Consider the following 20401-nt stretch of genomic DNA (forward strand, 5'->3'; position numbering starts at 1 on the left):
GGTGCCATGACGGACAACAACGCCCGGACCGCTTTTTTCGATTCCTTTTCCGACACCCTCGACTTCGAACCCGACCAGTTCCAGGTCACTGCCTGCCGGTCGGTTGACGCCGGCCGGGGGGTGCTGGTGTGCGCGCCCACCGGGGCGGGAAAAACAGTCGTCGGTGAATTTGCCGTCCACAAAGCCCTGGCAGAGGGCACGAAATGCTTCTACACCACCCCGATCAAAGCCCTGTCGAACCAGAAATACCACGATTTCGTCGCCGCCCACGGCGCCGCCAATATCGGGCTGCTGACCGGGGATGTGTCCATCAACGGCCGGGCGGATGTGGTGGTGATGACCACCGAGGTGCTGCGCAACATGATCTATGCCGGATCGGAGGCGCTCGACCGGCTGGCCTATGTGGTCATGGACGAAATCCACTACCTGGCCGACCGTTCCCGGGGACCGGTGTGGGAAGAGGTGATCCTCAACCTGGATGAATCGGTCACTGTGATAGGGCTGTCGGCCACAGTGTCCAATGCCGAGGAATTCGGCGCCTGGCTGGAAACGGTGCGCGGCGACACGGACATCGTGGTCACCGAAACCCGGCCGGTGCCTTTGGACCAGTGGATGATGGTCGGCGGCAAACTGCATCCGCTGCTGAAATCCGGGGCCACAGGGGAAGTCAACAACCAGCTGATCCAGGCGATTTCCACCGCCCGCAAAACCGGCCCCGACACCCCGCAGGAATTCGGCGCGACAACCGCCGGCTCCCGCCGCAACTGGGAGCCGAGGGGAAAACGCAACCGGCACACCCCCCGGCGGGCGCCGTCGAGGATGCAGCGCCGCGCCGGGGTGCTGCGGATCCTGGAGGGCAAAAACATGCTGCCGGCGATCACCTTCATTTTCTCCCGGGCGGGCTGCGACGATGCGGTGTTCCAGTGTCTGCGCTCCCGGCTGGATTTGACCAACGCCCACGAAAAAGACGAGATCGCCCGGATCGTCGACCACGGGGTGGAAGGCATTGACGAGCAGGACCTGGCGGTTCTCAATTTCCCGCAGTTCAAAAAAGCCGCCTGCCACGGTATCGCCGCCCACCATGCGGGCATGCTGCCTGCGTTCCGTCACATTGTCGAGGATCTGTTCACCCAGGGGCTGCTGAAAGCGGTCTTCGCCACCGAAACCCTGGCGCTGGGCATCAACATGCCGGCCCGGACGGTCATTTTGGAAAAACTCGTCAAATACAACGGGGAAGCCCACGTCGATCTCACCCCCGGCGAATACACGCAGCTGACCGGGCGTGCCGGGCGCCGCGGCATCGACGTGATGGGCAACGCGGTGGTGCTGTGGACCCCGTCGGTGGATGCCGAATTCGTCGCCGGTTTGGCCTCGACGAGAACCTATCCGCTGATCTCGACGTTTCGGCCCGGCTACAACATGGCCGTGAACCTGATCAACACCATCGGTTTCCAGCCGGCCCACCGGCTGCTGGAAAAATCCTTCGCCCAGTTCCAAACCGATGTCGATGTCGTCGCCGACACCGACCGGTTGGAGCGGGCGGAAAAGCTGGTCGCCGCCACCGAAGGGGAACTGCGCGGCATGCTGGGGCGCATCCCATTCGATGAGAGGATGCGGGCACTGCTGCTGCCCGCCGGTGACGGTGACGATGACCGGGCGCTCCACGAAGCCGCTTTCACCACCATCCTCGACTACATTGAGCTGCGGCAGAAACTCAACCGGGAGGAAAAAGCCTTCCACCGGCGGCGGCTGGAGATGGCCGACGAGATGACCATGCAGCTGCTCGACAGCCTGGTCGTCGGCGACATCATCGCCTGGGCGGACAAAAAGAAAAAGGTCCACACCGGCATTGTCACCAAAACCGCCCGCCCGGGGACCTCACCTGAGCCGTGGGTGACCTCCGGTGATGGCTGGCACGGACGGCTGCATGCCGCACAGCTGAAAGTCCCGCCCCAGAAAATCGGGCACACCCAGCTGAAAAAACATAAAGGCGCACCGGCCGGCAGGCGCCGCAAATACGAGATGGAGGCCCTGTTTTCCCAGAAAATCACGCCGCCGCGGAAGCTGCGGGCGCCGAAGCCGAAAAAGCCGAAAACACTGGACAATCTGGCGGTGAAAATCCGGCAGCACCCGGGGCACCGTTTCCCCCACCGGGAAGAGATCGCCCGTGTTGCCGAACGGCTGGTCAAAGCGCGCGTGAAACTTCGGGGGCTGGAAAAATCCATCGGCTCCGCCCGCGACACCCTGGGCCGCACCTTCGACCGGATCGTCGGACTGTTGGCCGAATACGGCTATGTCGAATTCGCCGGTGGTGCAACAGCTGAGACCGGCGGAACCCCGTCGGTGACCCCGGAGGGGGAGAACCTGGCCCGCATCCACAATGAGTCCGATCTTCTGGTCGCCCAGTGTCTGCGCCGCGGCATCTGGAATGACCTGGATCCCGCCGAGCTTGCCGGGGCGGTGTCGATGTGCGTGTTCGAAACCCGCAAACAAACCTCCGGCAGGCCTGATGCGCCGACTGAACGTTTGGCCGACGCCATGAACGGCATCACCCGGATTTACGGGGAGCTGGCCGTCGATGAGCAGCGGTGGTCGCTTCCCGGAACCCGGGAACCCGACGGCGGTTTCTCACTGGCCATCCACCAGTGGACCGCCGGGGCACCGATGGACTACTGCATGGCTGCGGCCGCGGCCTGCGGGGCGGAGTTGACCCCCGGTGATTTTGTCCGCTGGTGCCGCCAGGTCATCGATCTGCTGGAACAGGTCGCGGCCACCGGTTACACCGAGGAAATCACCCGCAACGCCCGGCGTGCCATTGATGCGATCCGCCGGGGTGTGGTGGCCATCGGCGCCTGACCGAACCGTTTCATCACCCTCTTATTCATTGTTCACCCCCTCATGCACCACATCCTGTCGTGTGCCGGGCACCGGAAGGCCGCCTACCACACCGCCGACCGGACAGGCAAAGATCCGGACGAGAATCGAGAACACCGCCATGGCCACCCTCACCCTGCATAATCTTGGCTGCGCCTTCGGGCCGCGGCGGCTGTTCGACGGTCTTGACCTGGTGGTGGCCCCCGGTGAAACATGGGGTCTGCTGGGGGCCAACGGGTCCGGCAAGTCGACGCTGCTGTCGGTGATCGGCGCCTGCCCGGCGGCCGGGCTGGAGACCACCGGCCGGGTGACGGTCAGTCCCCCCGATGCCACCATCGGCTGGCTGCGGCAGGAAGTCGCCCGCGATGATGTGTCGGTGGCCGATTTCGTCCGTGACCGCACCGGGGTATCGGCGGCCGGGAAAGAAATGGATGATTTGGCCGAACAGTTGGCCACCAGTGATGTCGGCGACGCCTATGCGGATGCGCTGGAGCATTGGTTGGCTCTCGGGGGTGCCGATTTCGACGAACGTTTCGCGGTTGTGGCTGCCGGACTGGAACTGGATGTCTCGCCTGATACCGCCATGTCGGGGTTGTCGGGCGGGCAGGCGGCGCGGGCGAATCTGGCGGCGCTGATGCTGGCCCGCCACGATATTGTGCTGCTGGATGAACCCACCAATGATCTTGACGCCGCCGGATTGGAGATTCTGGAGCAGTTTGTCGCCGGTGACCACCGGCCGATGATCGTCATCAGCCACGACCGGGAGTTTTTGGCCCGCACCACCACCGGGATTGTGGAACTTGATTCCGCGCAGCAGACCATCGCCATATTCCGCGGCGGCTACGAGGCCTACCTGACTGAAAGACAACGCGCCCGGGACCGTGCCCGGCAGGCCTATGAGGATTACGAGCGCCGCCGGGCCGGGCTTGCCGCGCGGATCACCACCCAGAAAAACTGGTTGGACAAGGGGAAGCGGCGGGCCTCGGCACCGGCGAAGGACAACGATAAAATCCTGCGCAACGCCTCGACCGCCCGCACCGAGAAACAGGCGGCGAAAATCGCCCAGTCGGAGCGTGCCATCGACCGTCTGGAGGAGGTGACCGAACCCCGCAGGGAATGGGTGCTGCAGCTGAGCATTGCCGAAGCCGCACGATCCGGGACGGTGGTATCAACGCTGAACAATGCCACCGTCACCGCGGGCGATTTTTCACTGGGTCCGATTTCCCTGCAGATCAACGCCGGCGACCGGGTGCTTATTGAGGGAGATAACGGGGCGGGTAAATCGACGCTGCTTCAGGCGCTGACCGACAGCGCCAATCTGGGTTCGTCGGTGGTGATCGGCCGGGTGGAGCAGCTGCGGGACCGGTTTGCCACAACCGTGAGCCTAGGCGACGCATTCGCCGGACTGCTGGCCGACTGGACCACCAGCGAGGTTCGGACACTGCTGGCGAAGTTCGGCCTGGCCGAGCAGAAAGTCACCAGCCCGGGAAAAAATCTGTCGCCGGGGGAGCGCACCCGGGCAGCGCTGGCGCTGCTGCAGGCCCAGGGCTGCAACACCCTGGTGCTCGACGAACCGACCAACCACCTGGATGTGCCGGCCATTGAGCAGTTGGAGCAGGCGATCGATGCTTTTTCCGGCACGGTTATGCTGATCACCCACGACCGGCGGCTGAAGGATTCCTTCCGGGCCACCCGCATTCTGACGGTGCAGGGGGGAGAAGTCTCCGAAGTGCTTGCATGAGACGGTGGGCATACCGGCGGCTACCGGCCGAGGGGGCGGGTTGTCCGCTGTTGCCGCCGGGGGAGCCGGGGCGGGGATCTGTGCAGGTTGTGTCAGGCGGCTGCGTGTGTGCCGGTGAGATGAACTGCGGCGCGGATAATGGGCACCAGGTGGGGGCCGATCAGGCTGATACTCGACAGCTGCAGCCGGCCGAGGTTCAGCAGCATCGACTGCACGCCGACGACCTGGTTGCGGATGATGACCGGGCCGCCGGAATCACCGTTGCGCATCGTCGACGGCGATGCCACAACACCGGCGTGCCGGATGCGGATGCCGGTGTCCCGGGAGACTGCGAAGGGAAGGTGGGCAATCATTCTCGCCCGCCCGACCTGGGGGGTCAGTGTGTCCGGGCTGTGGTCGGCCGTGCCCCCGAAACCCAGGTTGATCGCCTCGGAGCCGAGGAAACGTCCCCCCATGCCCAGGGCGGGCAACACCACACCGGTGACCGGGTCGTCGCCCAGTATTCCGACGGCAATATCGGTGTGGGGGATGGCCACTGCAGCGGCGATGGTGAACCGTCCGGTCCCGGCGGTCACCCGGATGGTCCGGCCGGCGGCGGCCGGAAGGGAATGCCGGGCGAAAATAACCAGGGGAGCAGGCTGTGCCACCGCGTCGGGCAGGGTGCCGGTTTCAATGGCGAGGCGGATGCGTTCCAGATTCGTCAGAAATCCGGTGGCGTAACGGTGCCCGTAGGTTAGCCGGACCACCGCTGACGCCGCAGCCCCGGCCCAGTCCCGGCAGGGCGGTGTCAGTCGGCAGCGGGCGGTGTAGCCGGGTGCGTCATAAGCCATGGAATTTGATCCTAATGGAGGGCCCCGACAGGTTAAACTTGTATGCATGTCAGCTACAGCACTTTCTCAATTTGAACCCTCCGTCTATGCCGCCCGGCTGGAACAGGCCGCCGGGAAGGCCGCCGCCGACGGGCTGACCGGTTTGATTCTGGGAACCGGCAGCGACTTCGCCTATTTCACCGGCTCGTGGATAGCCACCCATGAGCGTTTGACGGTGTTGGCCATTCCCGCCGACGGGCGCCAGCCGGTGATCGTCACCCCGAAAACCGATGTGGGCGAGCTGAAACGCTCACCGGCCGCGGCCGCCGGTATCCGGGTTCTCGGGTGGGAGGACGGCGATGATCCGCACACCCTGGCGCTGAATGCGGCCCGCGGCAAAACCGGCGCCTACTGGGCGAAGATCGGTGTCGGCCAGTCGTTGACCGCCGACCATGTGCTCCGTTTCCAGCAGCTTTTGGGCCACCGGTCCGATTCGACGGTGCTGGCCACCCCGATTGTGCGGACCATGACCATGATCAAGGACGCGGCGGAAATCGCGCAGCTGCAGGCCGCGGCCCGCGCCATCGATGAAGTGCACGCCCAGGTGAAAAGCCTGCTGGTTCCCGGCCGCACCGAGCGTGAGGTCGCCGACGACATTTATTCGCTGATCATCTCCGGCGGGCACACCAGTGTCGATTTCGTCATTGTCGGTTCCGGCCCCAACGGTGCTGACCCGCACCACGAGTTTTCCGACCGGAAACTCGAGCAGGGCGATGTGGTGGTGGTCGATATCGGCGGCAGCATCGGCGCCGGCTACCGCTCGGACTGCACCCGCACCTATCTGGTGGAGGGCACCACACCGGATGATCTGTCCGAGAAAATGCGCACCGCCTACGCGGTGCTGGAAAAAGCCCAGATGGCGGCGATCGAGGCGGTGCGCCCGGGAGTATCATGCAGCGAGATTGATGCGGTTGCCCGCGGGATCATCTCTGAGGCCGGCCTGGGCAGGTATTTCGTGCACCGCACCGGCCACGGTATCGGTCTGTCGACCCACGAGGAACCGTTCATCACCGCCGGAAATGACCTGACGCTGGCCCCCGGGATGGTGTTTTCCATCGAACCGGGTATCTATGTGCCCGGCATCACCGGTGCCCGTATCGAAGATATTGTCGTTGTCACCGACACCGGATGCGAGGTACTCAACCAGCGTCCCCGCAGCCTGCAGTGACGACACCGGCACGCCACATGCTGCTGGTCGGCGGGACCTCAGAGATCGGATCCCGGATCGCCCTTTTGTGGGTGCGTCCCGGCGACCATGTCACCGTCGCCGCCCGCAGACCCGATGCCTGCGGGCGGCTTGTCGGTGAGTTGGCGGCCCGCGGGGCTACAGCCTCGGTGTGTTTTTTCGAAGCCACCGACTTCGCCTCCCACCGGCAGATGGCAACCGGTGCGATTGCCGCCCACGGCCCGCTGAGTCTGGCTGTGGTGGCGGTGGGGATTCTCGGCGACCAGCAGGTGGCCGACACCGATGAGCAGGAGGTGGTGCGGGTGGCCACCGTCGACTACACCGCCCAGATCAGCCTGCTGACCGTGCTTGCCGACCTGCTGGGGCGCCAGCCGATCGATTCGACGGTGGTGGCGTTGTCCTCGATCGCCGGGTGGCGGGCCCGCCGGGCCAACTATGTCTACGGGTCAACCAAAGCCGGGCTGGATGCTTTCTGCCAGGGGCTTGCCGACCGGCTGCACGGCTCCCGCGTCAGGGTGATCACCGCCCGCCCCGGTTTCGTCATCGGCCGTATGACCGAGGGCATGACACCCGCGCCACTGTCGGTGACCCCGGCACAGGTGGCGCAGGCCATTGTCGGCGCCATCGACAAACAGAACCGGTCGGGGGTGCACACCAGCCGCACCTTGTGGATTCCCCGGCGCCTTGAGCTGCTGGCCCGCATCATGCGCCTGGTGCCCCGGCCGGTGTGGCGGCACATGCCGCGGTAGGGGACTCCCGCTCGGCTAGAGTGGGTCCATGATCAGCTCATCGAACGCCCGGATTGAACCGGGCCGGAAACCGGCAGAACCCGACCCCCCGGTGGCGGTGGTCGGGATCGGCGCCGACGGCTGGCGGTCCCTTCCCGAGCACCACCGCGACATAATCTCCTCGGCCGAGGTGATCATCGGTTCCTGGCGGCAGCTGCATCTGATCCCGGATACTGTCCACGGCGAACGCCGGCCCTGGCCGTCACCGCTGGTCCCCGCGGTGGAGGAGATGTTCGCCGGGCTCAGCGGCACCCGGGTGGTGGTGTTGGCCAGCGGGGATCCGATGTTCCACGGGATCGGCACCACATTGTGCCGGATTCTGGGCACCGCTGCCGTGACCGTCTATCCGCTGGCATCGTCGGTGTCTGTGGCCTGCGCCAGACTCGGCTGGCCGGTGGAAACCACCCCGGTGGTATCCCTGGTGACCGGCCGGATCGAAGCACTGGTGCCGCTGATCGGCGACGGACGGCCTTTCGTGGTGCTCAGCCGTGATGAAACAAGCCCGGACAAGATCTGTCGGCTGCTCAGGGACACCGGCCACGACCACGCCCGGGTCACGGTGCTGTCCGATCTGGGTTCGGCGGACGAGAAAATCACCGCCGGCACCGCCGGCTGCCCGCCGGAGGTGTCATCGGCGCTGTCGGTGGTGGCGGTGATACCGCAGGGGCCGACCGCCACCAGGCTTCCCGGCCTGGCCGATGACATGTTCGACCACGACGGCCAGATCACCAAGCAGCATGTCCGGGCCCTTACAGTGTGCGCCCTGGCGCCCCGCCCCGGGGAGGTGCTGTGGGATATCGGCGGTGGATCCGGTTCGGTGGCCATCGAGTTTCTGCGCTCCACCCCGGCGACGAAAGCCGTGGTGTTTGAACAAAACCCGCAGCGGGCGGAAACCATCGCCGCCAATGCCCGTAAACTGGGTGTCGGTGAGCTTGTCACTGTGGTGGGTTCTGCTCCGGGCAGTGTTGTCGCGGCTGCCGCCGACCCGGATATTCCCGCCCCCGATGTGGTGTTCATCGGCGGTGGGCTGACAACTGCCGGGGTCGCCGATCAGGCGGTGGCGTCCCTCGGGCCGGGCGGGCGGATCGTGGCCAATGCGGTCACTGTCGAATCTGCCGCGGTCCTGCGCGAACTCAGGCAGCTGCACGGTGGGCACATCACCGAAATCGCCATTTCCCGGGAGCATGCGGTGGGACGGTTCACCACCATGAAACCGGCCCTGCCGGTGCTGCAGTGGTCGGCGGTTATGGGCATGAAGCCACCGGCTTGTGCTGCCGGTGGCCACCACCTGTCGCTGGTCAATGACATTCAACAACAAGAAACGGTGGAGAAAAAACCGTGACCGTCTATTTCATTGGCGCCGGACCCGGTGCCCCGGATCTTTTGACTGTTCGTGCCGCCCGGTTGATCGCCACCTGTCCGGTGGTGCTGTATGCGGGAAGCATCATCCCGCAGGAAGTTCTCGCCGACTGCCGGGATGATGCACAGGTGATCAACACCGCCCGGATGCCGCTGGATGAGATCGAAGCACTCATCGTCGACGCCGATGGCCGGGGCAGGGATGTGGCCCGGCTGCAGTCGGGGGATCCGAGTATCTATTCCGCCCTGGCCGAGCAGGCCCGCAGACTGCACGCCCACGGCATCGACTACCGGATTGTCCCCGGGGTGCCGTCGTTTGCCGCGGCTGCCGCCGCACTCGGCCACGAGTTGACGGTGCCGACTGTCGGCCAGTCGGTGATTTTGACCCGGGTGTCCGGCCGGGCGTCGGCAATGCCCGACGGGGAGGACCTGGCAAGCCTCGGGGCGGCGACAACCACCATGGTCATCCATTTGGCCGCCCATGATGCGGCGCGGGTGGAACGGGAGCTGTCGGTCAATTATCCGCCGGACACCCCGGTGGCGGTGGTCGCCTACGCCTCCCGGGACAACGAGGCGATCATTCGCTGCAGGCTGCACCAGCTGGCCGAGTCGATTGCCGCCAGCGGCATCACCCGCACCGCGGTGATCATCATCGGTGATGTGCTCGCCGCCGAGGGTTTCCCGGACAGCTACCTGTATTCCGACGACCGTCCCCGTGACGGTGAGGGGAGAACCATCCCGTGCGTGCGCTGATTCTGGGCGGCACCACCGAAGCCCGCCAGTTGGCCCTGATGCTTGTCGACCGCGGCTGGGAGGTCACCAGCTCGCTGGCCGGGAGAGTCGCCAATCCGAAGCTGCCGGCGGGCAATGTCCGTATCGGTGGTTTCGGTGGCCCGGCGGGACTGACCCGGTGGTTGATCGACAACGCCATCGAAGTGGTCGTCGATGCCACCCACCCGTTTGCGGAACATATATCGGTCTCCGCGGCGGAAGCGGCACTGGCCACCCGCACCCCGCTGGTGGCGCTGCACCGGCCGGCGTGGCAGCCCGGCGACGGTGACCGGTGGATCGACGTCGCCGATATGCAGCAGGCCGCCGCCCGGGCGCGGCGCGACTACCACCATATTTTCCTCACCATCGGCAGGCAGCAGCTGGCACCTTTCGCCGCCGATGCAGACAACCTGTATGTCATCCGCTGTGTTGACCCGCCGGAAGTGCCGCTTCCGCCGCGCCACCGGCTGATACTGGACCGCGGGCCGTTTGATGTCGACGGCGAAAAGCGCCTGCTGAAAGGCAACCAGATTGATTGTGTGGTGACGAAAAACTCGGGCGGAAAAGCCACCATGCCCAAACTGCAGGCCGCCCGCAGCCTGGGCATCGATGTGATCATGGTCGCCCGCCCACCGCTTCCCGGGGGATCCGCCGTGACCTGTGTCACCACCGCCAGGCAGGCCATGCAGGTGCTCAGCGGCCTCTAGGGATTTTTTCCCGGGGGCACCACAAAGCCCGGGCGGGAAGGCGGACGACACAAAGCCCCCGCAAACAAGGAAGTGGGTTGTGCCGTTGTGCGGGGCACAACCCACCCGTCTTGCGGGGGCTTTTTCCCCGTTGCCTCAGGCTTCAGGGGGCGGGTTTGTTCTAGGGCCGCGGAGGAACCGGGATCGGCAGGTTCGAATCCCGGATCACGTTGAAAATCGTCGACCGCACCGGGCCGAGCAGGGTGCCGACCAGGTCGAGGGACAGGGCGACAAACAGCGCCCCCAACAGCACCTGCGCCCAGTCAGGTGACCCGTTGTACCACTTTTGGATCTCCGCCGATCCCAGTGCCGATGACGCCTGGGTGTAGCCGGGAAGGGGGACATCCTCCTGATACGTGGTGCCGTCGTCGCGGGTTTTTTCGACCGTGACCGTCACATCGGACGAGATCGGTGTGGTGCCCGGATTCTGCGGGTTGTCCTCGGCGGCGGCCGGCTGGATGGCGGCGGCGGCCAGCGACAGGGCCGTGGCTGCGGCAAGGGCGGTACGGGTGAAGCGGTGGGTGGTTGCTCGCATGAGTTCGACTTGAATCTTCCTCGTCTTGGGGGCCGGTACCGGATGCGGTGGGGCACACGGATTGTTTTGTCTCAAAGCAAAAAATGCCCGGCACAACTTGAAATCGCCACCTGGTGGCTTACCCGTATCAAACGCCGGGACACCGGAAACTGTTACACAGCTTTCCGGTGACACGGTGGCCGGGTGCGGCGGTATGGGGCCCGCGGGGGGCGTCACTGCCCCGATTGTAGTGGGTCAGTGTCCGGTTGATGCAATTGGTAGGTGCGCGGGGTGTAGACCCTGGGTCCGTCCGGGCCCCGGCTGATCCGGGTGGTCGACGCCCCGACAATGACCATGGTGCGCATGTCAACGCGTGCCGGATCGACGCTGTCGAGGGTGGTGACGGTGACTTCCTCCCCGGCGGTGCCGACTGCCCGGGCAACAACCACCGGTGTATCACCGGTGCGGTATTCGGCGACGATGCGCAGCATCGAAACCAGGGATTCACGGCGGGTTTTCGATGCCGGGTTGTAGACGGCGAAAGCCATATCCGCCGCTGCCAGCGCCCTGATCCGCGTCTCGATAATCGCCCAGGGTTTGAGCCTGGTCGACAACGAGATCATGCCGAAATCATGACCCAGGGGAGCACCGACCCTGCTGGCCACCGCCTGCGCGGCGGTCATGCCGGGGATCACCGCGATATCGATGTCCCGGTAGCCGTCGGTGTCGGCGGCCTCGAACACGGCGGTGGCCATGGCAAACACCCCCGGATCCCCGGAAGAGACCACCGCCACGTTCCGCCCGCGGGCCGCGAGATCCAGTGCCATCACGGCCCGCTCGTGCTCGACCATGTTGTCACTGGGGCGGGCGGTCTGCCAGTCGGCGAGTGCCACCCGCTTGACGTAGGTGTCGTAGCCGACAATGTCGGTGGCTGAAGCCAGTGCTTCGGTGGCCTCCGGGGTGGTCCAGCGCCCCGGCCCCGGCCCCAGACCGACCACCGTGACTTTTCCGGGTCCACCGTGGTCTTGCTGCCGGGAGGCGGTGGCGTTGCGGCAGTCGGCGGAAGGTATTTGCACCACCGCGAAATAAGGCACCTGGTCGGCGGTGGCCTGCAGCAGCGGGATGGTTGTTTCCCCTTCCATCCCCACCCGGATGGCCACCACCGCCCGGTCGGCGACCCCGGCGGTGACAAGCGCCCGGCGTACTTTGCCGAAAGTGCGGCCCAGTTTCATGATCACCGCACTGTCGCAGGCCCGCACAGCGGCGACGATCTCTTCTTCGGTGGCGGTTGCCGGGATAATCGACAACACCTCGTTGTTTTCCGCCAGCGGCAGGCCGGTGACGGCCGCCGCAGCCCCCACCGAGGAGATACCGGGGATGATCCGGGCCGACGACGCCAGGGGGCGCAGCCGGCGCAGCAGATGCTGCTGGGAGGAATGCAGCATTGGATCGCCCACAGAGACCACCGTGACATTGCGTCCGGCCCGCAGATGCCCCCCGAGGCGGTCAACGGCCCGGTCATAGAACTCGCCCATCGCCCCGGCGTAGCCGCCCGGGTGGTCGGTGGTGCCGGTGGTGACCGGATAGACCAGTTCCTCGGTGATGACATCATCGGGCAGATAGGCCGCGACGGTGTGCAATGCGTGTGATGAGCCGGATTTTTTCGCGTGGAAGGCAATCACATCGGTGGCGCGGAGAGCGTTGACGCTGGCCACGGTGAGCAGATCCGGGTCGCCCGGTCCGGTTCCAATGCCGGTGAATCTACCGGGGCGTCGGGTGGGGGTGGTGGGGAAGTTATCGGTCACGGTGGGGGTGTTCCTACAGTATTTCTTCTTTGGTGGCCAGTGCATTCAGGGCGGCGCAGGTAATCGCCGACCCGCCGCGCCGTCCGTGCACGGTAATGAAGTCGATCCCCAGCCCGGCGGCGTCGGCGGCCAGCGCGGCCTTGGATTCCGCGGCGCCGATAAAACCGACCGGGCAGCCGATCACGGCGGCAGGCCGCGGCCGGGCCGGATCGGCGGCCAGCCATTCCAGGAGGAAAAACAGGGCGGTCGGGGCGTTGCCGATGGCCACGACCGCACCGTCGAGATGCTCCTCCCACAAGGTCACCGCGGCCGCCGTGCGGGTGGTGCCGAGTTCTGCGGCACGCCCGGCCACCCGTGGATCCCCCAGCAGACACATCACAGTGTTGTCGGCGGGAAGCCTGCTGCGGGTTATCCCGCTGGCCACCATGGACACATCGGTGACAATCGGGCAGCCATTGTCGAGGGCGGTTCTGGCGTTGGCCACGGCCTGCGGGGAAAATTCTATGTCCCCGGCCAAATCCGTCTGCCCTGAGGCGTGGATCATTCTCACCGCGACGGTGGCCTGGTCAGGGGTAAAGCGCGCCAGATCGGATTCGGCGCGGATGGTGGCAAACGACCGGCGGTAAATCTCTTTTCCGTCGGTGATGTAGTCGTAGGGTGCGGGCATTGCTGCGGCCTTTCATCAGGCGGGGACAACCGGCGGCGGTCCCCCGGTAGACCCCCGAGCCTACCTGTTTGGTGTTACTTGTGTCGTGGGCGTGGTGGGTGGTGCCGCCGGCCCGGTGATCTCGTACTCGCCGTCCCCGACGGCCAGATAGTCGGTGTAGGCGCCCCGCGGGTGGCCGCAGCGGCGGGGGCAGCCGGACACGTGCACGGGGATTTCCGGCCCAGTCCCCGAGGCCACCAGTGCGGCGGCATCCCGCCGGGTGTCGGACAGTGATTTCGCGCATCCCGGCTTTCCGGTGCAGGCGGTCACGGCCAGCCACGGCGACCCGGCGTCGAAGACAAGTCCTGTCCGGGGGGCGAGCTTGACAAACGCCTCGGCGACATCCTCGGCCAGATTGTGCACCATCACCGTATGCCGGGTGGTCGCTGTTGTGGTGGCCCCGGTGGCCGCGATAAGTCTGGCCGCCGTCGACGACAATGCGCCGAACGGCAGTCCCGCCCCCAGGGTCACCGTCGCGTCGGGGTTGTCGTGCCAGCCGACCGGTACCGGTGGGGCGGGCGCAGGGGTGGCTGCCGGCCGGTCGCACCCGGTCCGCGCCCCGGCGGCGGCCATGGCCGCCAGCAGCCGGTCGTGGGCGGCGGGTTGTTCGGCGACCCGCCATTTGTTGCCCCGGATTTCCTGCCAGCAGCGCGCGCCCGCGGCATAGACGGCCGGCAGATCCGCCGCCCGCGCCGTCAACACGGTGCACCGCCCCCCGAGAAAAAGACGAAAGGGGGTCTCCGGGGTGATCTCGGTGAGATACCGGGCGGTCACCGGCAGGGTGGTTGACGGGGGATGGGTCACCGCCTGCTCGGGGACGGCACCGAAATCGGGTTCGCTTTCGGCGACATCACCGCTGCCGTCGTCAACTCCGAACAGGGTCCGCCCGGCAAGCCCGGCCACAACCGGGTCGGCGCACAATGCCTCATCGATCCGGTGCGCCAGGGGGTGAAGCACCGGGGTGTGGCCGCTGACAATGATGTTGCGCATCCGGTCGTGTGTCGGGTGGGCCAGGAAACCGGCGTCGGCCACCGCCTGGCTGAACGCGGCGCGGTCTGCGTCACCGATGGTTCTGATCTGCAGGTTTCCGCGGGTCGTCAGGTGGATGCAGCCATCGCCGAAGGTGTCGGTGAGCTCGGCCAGCGCCTCCCAGTCGGCGGGCTCGAGATGCCCGCCGGCCGCCCTGATCCGGCCGATGAAGCCGTCTTCGGCCCGGTGCATGGCAATCGCCCCCGGACAGGCGTCTGTCCGGCTGCGATCGCCCAGCACCATGCAGGAGCTGATTGCGTGACTGGGTGACGGGGTGTTGGTGGTGCTCACAAACGCTGACTCTAACCCACCGGGACCCGGGGGGACCAACCGTGCACCGGCGGGCACAGGATAGTCTTGCCTTGTTTGAAAACCACTGGTGGCCCCATGTTTTCCGGCAAAAAGTTCTGCCCCCACCCCGGCGGCCGTGCACCGCGCATGGCCGGAAAAAAATACGGGGCCGGTGGGCACGGCCATTCCGTGATTTCTTCCACCGCGCCGCGCGCCCCGGCGCCCGGTGGGGCACCGGGAAAGACCACGGCCGTGGCCTGCACCAGCCCCGGTGCGGGCGGCAGGGGAGTGCAGCATCGGTGACAACCGTGCCGACTTTATCGGCCCACCGAGGCCGGGCGGGTAGACGATAGGCTGTACGGTATGGCCCTTTTTTCCCGCAGCACACCGCTTGCACGGCCCTATTCGCCGGTGCGGCTGATGCGCACCTGGTCGAAAATCGGGGTGCCGCTGGTGGCTGATTTCTGGACCCAGGTGCTCAAGGAATCAGCCGAGGAGTTCCTCACCGATCAGCCGGTGCGTCCCTGGCAGATCCAGGGTGTGGCCCCCACCGGTGACACCCGCCGATCCCCGGTCATCGATGCCGCAACCGCCGCAGCCATGGATGCCGCCTCGATCCGTGGTTTTTTCGGCCTTGACCGGTGTCCGCGGCAGGCTGTGCGCCTGCCGGGGGATGCCGCAGCCGGCGATGTGCTCCGCACGGTACCGGTGACCGTGCTGGGAACACCGAAAGTCATACGCCGCTGTGCCGCGACGCGCTTTGACTATGTCACCCGTGACGATCGGGGGGAACTGATCCCGGCCGGGGCGGTTGTGGTGCGGCCGGAAAAAACCCCGGCACGGAAAAGACCGCTGGTGGCGGTGGCGCCGTCAACCCAGGGGGTGGCCCCGCACTGCGATCCTTCCCGCAGCTGCCAGGTGGGGGTGAGGGTGTCCTCCCAACCGGTTGATGCCGTCATCGCCTACGAGCTGCCGGTGATTTTGGCCCTGCTGGCCAAGGGCATGGATGTGGTGTTCATCGACTATCCGCGGGATCCGGCCACCGGTATCCAGCTCTACGCCAACCACACCGCCGCCGGGCGGGCGCTGATTGACGCGGTGGTGGCGGCCGGGCAGCTGGGGATTGATCCGGACGTGCCGGTGGGCCTGTGGGGGTTTTCCCAGGGTGGGGGTGCCACCGCCTGGGTCACCGACCACGGGGAGGAAACAGCCGCCATCAATGTCGCGGCCGCGTTCACCGGGGCACCTCCCTGTGATCTTCTGGAGGTCGGTGCCAGTGTCGACGGCGGGGCGGCCACCGGGGTGCTCTGCTACGCGATGGCCGCCCTGATTGCCACCCGGCCCGACGTACGGGCCGCCCTGCTGCCGGAGCTGTCACCGACCGGAATCGCGAAACTGCGGGCCAGCATCAGCACCTGTGCCGGGGGGACGGTCGTCACGGCAGGCTGGCGGCCCACCACCTCCTGGTCCAATGACGGCCGGTCGCTGGCGGAGCTGGCACTGGATATCGAACCGGTCAGGGCTGCCCTGTCGGCCCAGACACTGGGTGGGGGAACACCGCGGTGGCCGGTCCTTGTGGCCACCGCCAGGCATGATGATGTCATCCCCGCGGCCCAGGTGCGCAGGCTGGTACGCGCCTGGAAAGCCACCGGCGCCGAGGTGGTTTTCCACGACAACCGGCTGCCCGGTATACCACTGCGTACCGCCTCCAACCACTTCGTGCCCTACTACCTGATGCTTCCCGCTTTCGTCGACTGGCTGGCGGCCCGGCTGGCAGCCGCCGGGCGGTGACGGCCGCACCCTGCGGGGTTGCCCCACACCCGCACCCCGCGGTGCCCTAGACTGGGGCCGGTGCGCGCCGAAAGCGCCTATCGTTGCCACAAGTCCACAGCCACCGCGTGTCCGTGCCGGGACGTGCGGTACCCGCCGCCTGTCGCACGGTGTGCGCCTGCCACCGGTTTGTCCACGGACACGTGATCCGGTAGGTGGAAAGCCCCGGGCGATGACCGGGTGAGCGGTACCAGCCGACGGCGGCTGAACAGATAAAGTCAAGCCGCCCGCCTTGTCCCCAGAAGGGTTTTATGTCCGCCGTGATTGTTTTGCTGTCCACCTCCGACACCGACCTGTTGTCCGCGAAAGCCGCCAACGACCGGGAGCACGTCCATTTCCGTTTCGCCAACCCCAATGGGCTGACCCACGACCAACTGGACGCCATGCTGGAGGGGGCCGGCTGTGTGATCGTGCGGCTGCTCGGCGGTAAGCGGGCCTGGGAAACCGGGATCGAGCATATTTTGTCCACCCCGGTTCCGGCCATCTTCGTCTCCGGGGAACTGGCCGTTGACGCCGAACTGACCGAACTGTCGACCGTCGCCGCCGGCACGGTCACCAGCGCGCACACCTACCTGGCCGAAGGCGGGGCCAAAAACCTCGAGCACCTCTACCGGTTTGTCTCTGACACGGTGATGCTCACCGGCCTGGGCTTCGACGAACCGGAACGTATGCCGTTCTGGGGCCACCTGGACCGCCCGGAGTTCACCGGTGCAACCGATGCGCCGCGCATTGCGGTGATGTATTACCGGGCCCAGCATCTGGCGGGAAATACCCGCTACATCGACACACTTGCCGATGCCATCGACGCCGCCGGGGGGCACGCCATCCCCATCTACTCGGCATCGCTGCGCACCGCGCCGAAAGAACTTCTCGACGAACTGGCCACCATGGATGTGCTCATCACCACGGTGCTGGCGGCCGGCGGCACGAAACCCGCCACAGTGGGTGCCGGGGGCGATGACGAGGCGTGGAATGTTGAACAGCTCGCCAACCTCGACGTGCCGATCATCCAGGGGCTTGCCCTGACCAATCCGCGTGAGCACTGGGCCGACTCCGACGATGGCCTGTCGCCCCTGGATGTGGCAACGCAAGTGGCGGTCCCCGAATTCGACGGCCGCATCATCACCGTGCCGTTTTCCTTCAAGGAATACGACCCGGACGGCCTGATCGCCTATGTGCCCGACAAGGAACGCTGCCAGCGACTGGCCGGCATTGCGGTCAACCACGCGAAACTGCGGAAAATCCCCAACAAAAACAAGCGGGTCGTGGTCATGCTCTCGGCGTACCCGACCCGGCACGCCCGGATCGGCAACGCCGTCGGCCTGGACACGCCGGCCTCGACGCTGCGCATCCTGCACGCCATGGCCGACGCGGGCTACAACCTGGGCGACACCTCGTCAATCCCCGGTTACGACGACTTCGACGGTGATGCGTTCATGCACGCCATCATCGATGCCGGCGGCTACGACGAAGAATGGTTGACCGAGGAAGTCATCGCCACCAATCCGCTGAAACTGGCCAAAGACGACTACCTCGACTATTTCAGCACCCTCCCTTCCGCCATGCGGGAAGAAATGGAGGAGCACTGGGGCGCAGCGCCGGGCACCCACTACGTCAACCCGGCCACCGGCGAGATCTACATCGCGGGATTGAAATTCGGCAATGTGGTGGTCATGGTGCAGCCGCCGCGCGGATTCGGCGACAATCCGGTCGGCATCTACCACGACCCCGATTTGCCCGCCAACCACCACTATCTGGGCACCTACCACTGGCTGCGGAAAGTTTTCGGCGCCCACGCGATCGTGCACATGGGAAAACACGGCAACATGGAGTGGCTGCCCGGCAAAACCGTCGGCATGTCCGCCGAATGCTACACCGACCAGGCGATCGCCGACCTGCCGCTGATCTATCCCTTCCTGGTCAACGACCCCGGTGAAGGCTCACAGGCCAAACGCCGGGCACACGCCACACTGGTCGACCACATGATTCCCCCGATGGCCCGGGCGGAAACCTACGGGGACATCACCCGTTTGGAGCAGCTGCTCGACGAGCACCAGAACATCTCGGCGATGGATCCGGCGAAACTGCCCGCCATCCGGCAGGAAATATGGACACTTTTGACCGCCGCAAAGATGGACAAGGACCTCGGCTGGGAGAAACGCCCCGACGAAGAGGTCTTCGATGACATGCTCATGCACATCGACGGCTGGCTGTGCGAAATCAAGGACGTCGCCATCCGCGGCGGGCTGCACATTCTGGGCAAACCCATCGGTGGTGACATGCGCCTGGATCTGGTGCTGGCCATGCTGCGCGCCCGCCAGCTGTGGGGCGGGGAAACCGCGGTACCGGGGCTGCGGGAAGCACTCGGCCTGTCGGAGGCGGGCGATGAAACCCGCACCCGGGTCGACAGCATTGAAACCATTGCCCGCGGCATTGTGATCGAGCTGGATGACGCCGGGTGGGATGAATCCGCGGTGGACGCAATAGTCGACCGCGCGGATCTGCCGGAATCAGCCGACACAGACACCGTCAAGAAGATCATGCGGTTCGCCGCCGGCGAGATTGTGCCGCGGCTGAAACAAACCCCGCGGGAAATCAGCCAGGTGCTGCACGCCCTGGACGGCGGTTTCATTGAGGCAGGCCCTTCCGGATCGCCCATGCGCGGACTGGTCAATGTGCTGCCCACCGGCCGCAACTTCTATTCCGTCGACCCCAAGGCACTGCCCAGCCGTCTGGCGTGGGAAACCGGCCAGCTGCTGGCCGACAGCCTCATCGAGCGCTACCGGAAAGACCACGACGGTTCCTACCCGAAATCGGTGGGGCTGTCGGTGTGGGGAACCTCGGCGATGCGCACCTCCGGCGACGACATCGCCGAAGTCTTCGCCCTTTTGGGCGTGCGCCCCGAATGGGACGAAGCCTCCCGGCGGGTCACCGATTTAAGTGTCATCAGCCTGGAGGAACTGGGGCGGCCGCGCATCGACACCACAGTGCGGATCTCCGGGTTTTTCCGCGACGCGTTCCCGCATGTGCTGGCACTGCTCGATGATGCGGTGCAGATGGTGAAAAACCTCGACGAACCGGAGGAGATGAACTACATCCGGGCACATGCCTTAGCCGACGGATCCATCGACGACCACACCCTGCGCATCTTCGGCTCGAAACCGGGCACCTACGGCGCGGGCCTGCTGGAGCTGATCGATTCCGGCAACTGGCGCGATGACCAGGACCTGGCGGCGGTCTACACCACCTGGGGCGGCTACGCCTACGGCCGCGGCATCGAGGGCAAAGAAGCCGCCGAGGACATGAAAACCGCCTACCGGCGCATCCAGGTGGCGGCGAAAAACATGGACTCGGCCGAACACGATATCGCCGACTCCGACGACTACTTCCAGTTCCACGGCGGCATGGTCGCCACGGTCCGCGCTTTGACCGGCGAGGACCCGGAAGCCTTCATCGGCGATTCCACCCGGCAGGAAACCGTGAAAACCCGTACCCTGCACGAAGAATCCCGCCGCGTGTTCCGTGCCCGGGTGGTCAATCCCCGCTGGCTGGAGGCCATGCGCAGGCATGGCTACAAGGGTGCCTTCGAGATGTCGGCCACCGTCGATTATCTGTTCGGCTACGACGCCACCACCAACCTGATGGATGATTGGATGTACGAACAGCTCACCGAGTCATACGTCAAGGATCCGGACAACCGCGAGTTCTTCAAAAAATCCAACCCGTGGGCGCTGCGGGATATCTCCGAACGGCTGCTGGAAGCCGCCGACCGGGGCCTGTGGGAACAACCAACCGAGAAGTCCCTGGAGTTGCTGCGGGAGACGTTCCTCGAGATGGAAGGCGACCTGGAAGACCGGCAGGGACAATAGACCGGCGGGTCACACAAGCAGGG

Annotated in this window: 14 protein-coding genes; 9 read left to right on the forward strand and 5 right to left on the reverse strand. The window is 65.9% G+C overall.

All coding sequences use genetic code 11. The features are described from left to right. The first annotated feature begins 6 nt into the window (after nucleotides 1-6). Nucleotides 7-2856 (forward strand): DEAD/DEAH box helicase, encoded by a 2850-nt coding sequence (locus JZY06_RS02565; RefSeq protein ID WP_207118215.1) that lies wholly within the window; start codon nucleotides 7-9, stop codon nucleotides 2854-2856. 139 nt (nucleotides 2857-2995) lie between these two features. Further along, on the forward strand, nucleotides 2996-4615 hold the full coding sequence (locus tag JZY06_RS02570) for an ABC-F family ATP-binding cassette domain-containing protein (RefSeq protein ID WP_207118216.1): 1620 nt from the start codon (nucleotides 2996-2998) through the stop codon (nucleotides 4613-4615). Between the two features lie 92 nt (nucleotides 4616-4707). On the opposite strand, the gene JZY06_RS02575 is transcribed toward JZY06_RS02570, so the two are convergent. Further along, on the reverse strand, nucleotides 4708-5445 hold the full coding sequence (locus tag JZY06_RS02575; RefSeq protein WP_207118217.1) for a hypothetical protein: 738 nt from the start codon (nucleotides 5443-5445) through the stop codon (nucleotides 4708-4710). A 46-nt stretch (nucleotides 5446-5491) separates the two neighbouring features. Here JZY06_RS02575 and JZY06_RS02580 point away from each other — a divergent pair, with 46 nt between their 5' ends. The 5 genes from JZY06_RS02580 to JZY06_RS02600 are packed head-to-tail and all read left to right on the forward strand — an operon-like array spanning nucleotide 5492 to nucleotide 10295. Continuing rightward, on the forward strand, nucleotides 5492-6652 hold the full coding sequence (locus JZY06_RS02580) for a M24 family metallopeptidase (RefSeq protein ID WP_207118218.1): 1161 nt from the start codon (nucleotides 5492-5494) through the stop codon (nucleotides 6650-6652). A 17-nt stretch (nucleotides 6653-6669) separates the two neighbouring features. Then, the gene (locus JZY06_RS02585; protein ID WP_207118321.1) at nucleotides 6670-7419 is read left to right on the forward strand and encodes an SDR family NAD(P)-dependent oxidoreductase; all 750 of its coding nucleotides are present in this window, start codon (nucleotides 6670-6672) and stop codon (nucleotides 7417-7419) included. 28 nt (nucleotides 7420-7447) lie between these two features. Beyond that, on the forward strand, nucleotides 7448-8800 hold the full coding sequence (gene cbiE / locus JZY06_RS02590) for a precorrin-6y C5,15-methyltransferase (decarboxylating) subunit CbiE (protein WP_207118219.1): 1353 nt from the start codon (nucleotides 7448-7450) through the stop codon (nucleotides 8798-8800). Further along, the gene (gene cobM, locus JZY06_RS02595; protein ID WP_207118220.1) at nucleotides 8797-9570 is read left to right on the forward strand and encodes a precorrin-4 C(11)-methyltransferase; all 774 of its coding nucleotides are present in this window, start codon (nucleotides 8797-8799) and stop codon (nucleotides 9568-9570) included. The genes cbiE and cobM overlap by 4 nt, the downstream gene beginning before the upstream one ends. Further along, nucleotides 9558-10295 (forward strand): cobalt-precorrin-6A reductase, encoded by a 738-nt coding sequence (locus JZY06_RS02600; protein WP_207118221.1) that lies wholly within the window; start codon nucleotides 9558-9560, stop codon nucleotides 10293-10295. Before cobM ends, JZY06_RS02600 begins: the two co-directional genes overlap by 13 nt. 160 nt (nucleotides 10296-10455) lie before the next feature. On the opposite strand, the gene JZY06_RS02605 is transcribed toward JZY06_RS02600, so the two are convergent. The 4 genes from JZY06_RS02605 to JZY06_RS02620 all read right to left on the reverse strand — a co-directional run bounded on the left by JZY06_RS02605 (nucleotide 10456) and on the right by JZY06_RS02620 (nucleotide 14679). After that, nucleotides 10456-10869, reverse strand: coding sequence for a hypothetical protein (locus tag JZY06_RS02605; protein ID WP_207118222.1), 414 nt, complete (start codon nucleotides 10867-10869; stop codon nucleotides 10456-10458). 212 nt (nucleotides 10870-11081) lie between these two features. Beyond that, nucleotides 11082-12653, reverse strand: coding sequence for a precorrin-3B C(17)-methyltransferase (gene cobJ, locus JZY06_RS02610; RefSeq protein WP_330617042.1), 1572 nt, complete (start codon nucleotides 12651-12653; stop codon nucleotides 11082-11084). Between the two features lie 13 nt (nucleotides 12654-12666). Continuing rightward, on the reverse strand, nucleotides 12667-13320 hold the full coding sequence (locus tag JZY06_RS02615; RefSeq protein ID WP_207118224.1) for a precorrin-8X methylmutase: 654 nt from the start codon (nucleotides 13318-13320) through the stop codon (nucleotides 12667-12669). 60 nt (nucleotides 13321-13380) lie between these two features. Beyond that, entirely contained in the window at nucleotides 13381-14679 is a 1299-nt protein-coding gene (locus JZY06_RS02620; protein WP_330617043.1) for a precorrin-3B synthase, read from the reverse strand. A 363-nt stretch (nucleotides 14680-15042) separates the two neighbouring features. On the opposite strand from JZY06_RS02620, the gene JZY06_RS02625 reads away from it, so the two are divergent. Beyond that, entirely contained in the window at nucleotides 15043-16470 is a 1428-nt protein-coding gene (locus tag JZY06_RS02625) for a lipase family protein (protein WP_207118225.1), read from the forward strand. 299 nt (nucleotides 16471-16769) lie between these two features. Then, nucleotides 16770-20378 carry a cobaltochelatase subunit CobN gene (cobN, locus tag JZY06_RS02630; protein WP_207118226.1) on the forward strand — a complete coding sequence of 1203 codons (3609 nt, stop codon included), beginning with the start codon at nucleotides 16770-16772 and terminating at the stop codon, nucleotides 20376-20378. The last annotated feature ends 23 nt before the right edge of the window (nucleotides 20379-20401 follow it).

The organism is Corynebacterium mendelii, from assembly GCF_017307055.1.
GTDB classification, from domain to species: Bacteria; Actinomycetota; Actinomycetes; order Mycobacteriales; family Mycobacteriaceae; genus Corynebacterium; species Corynebacterium mendelii.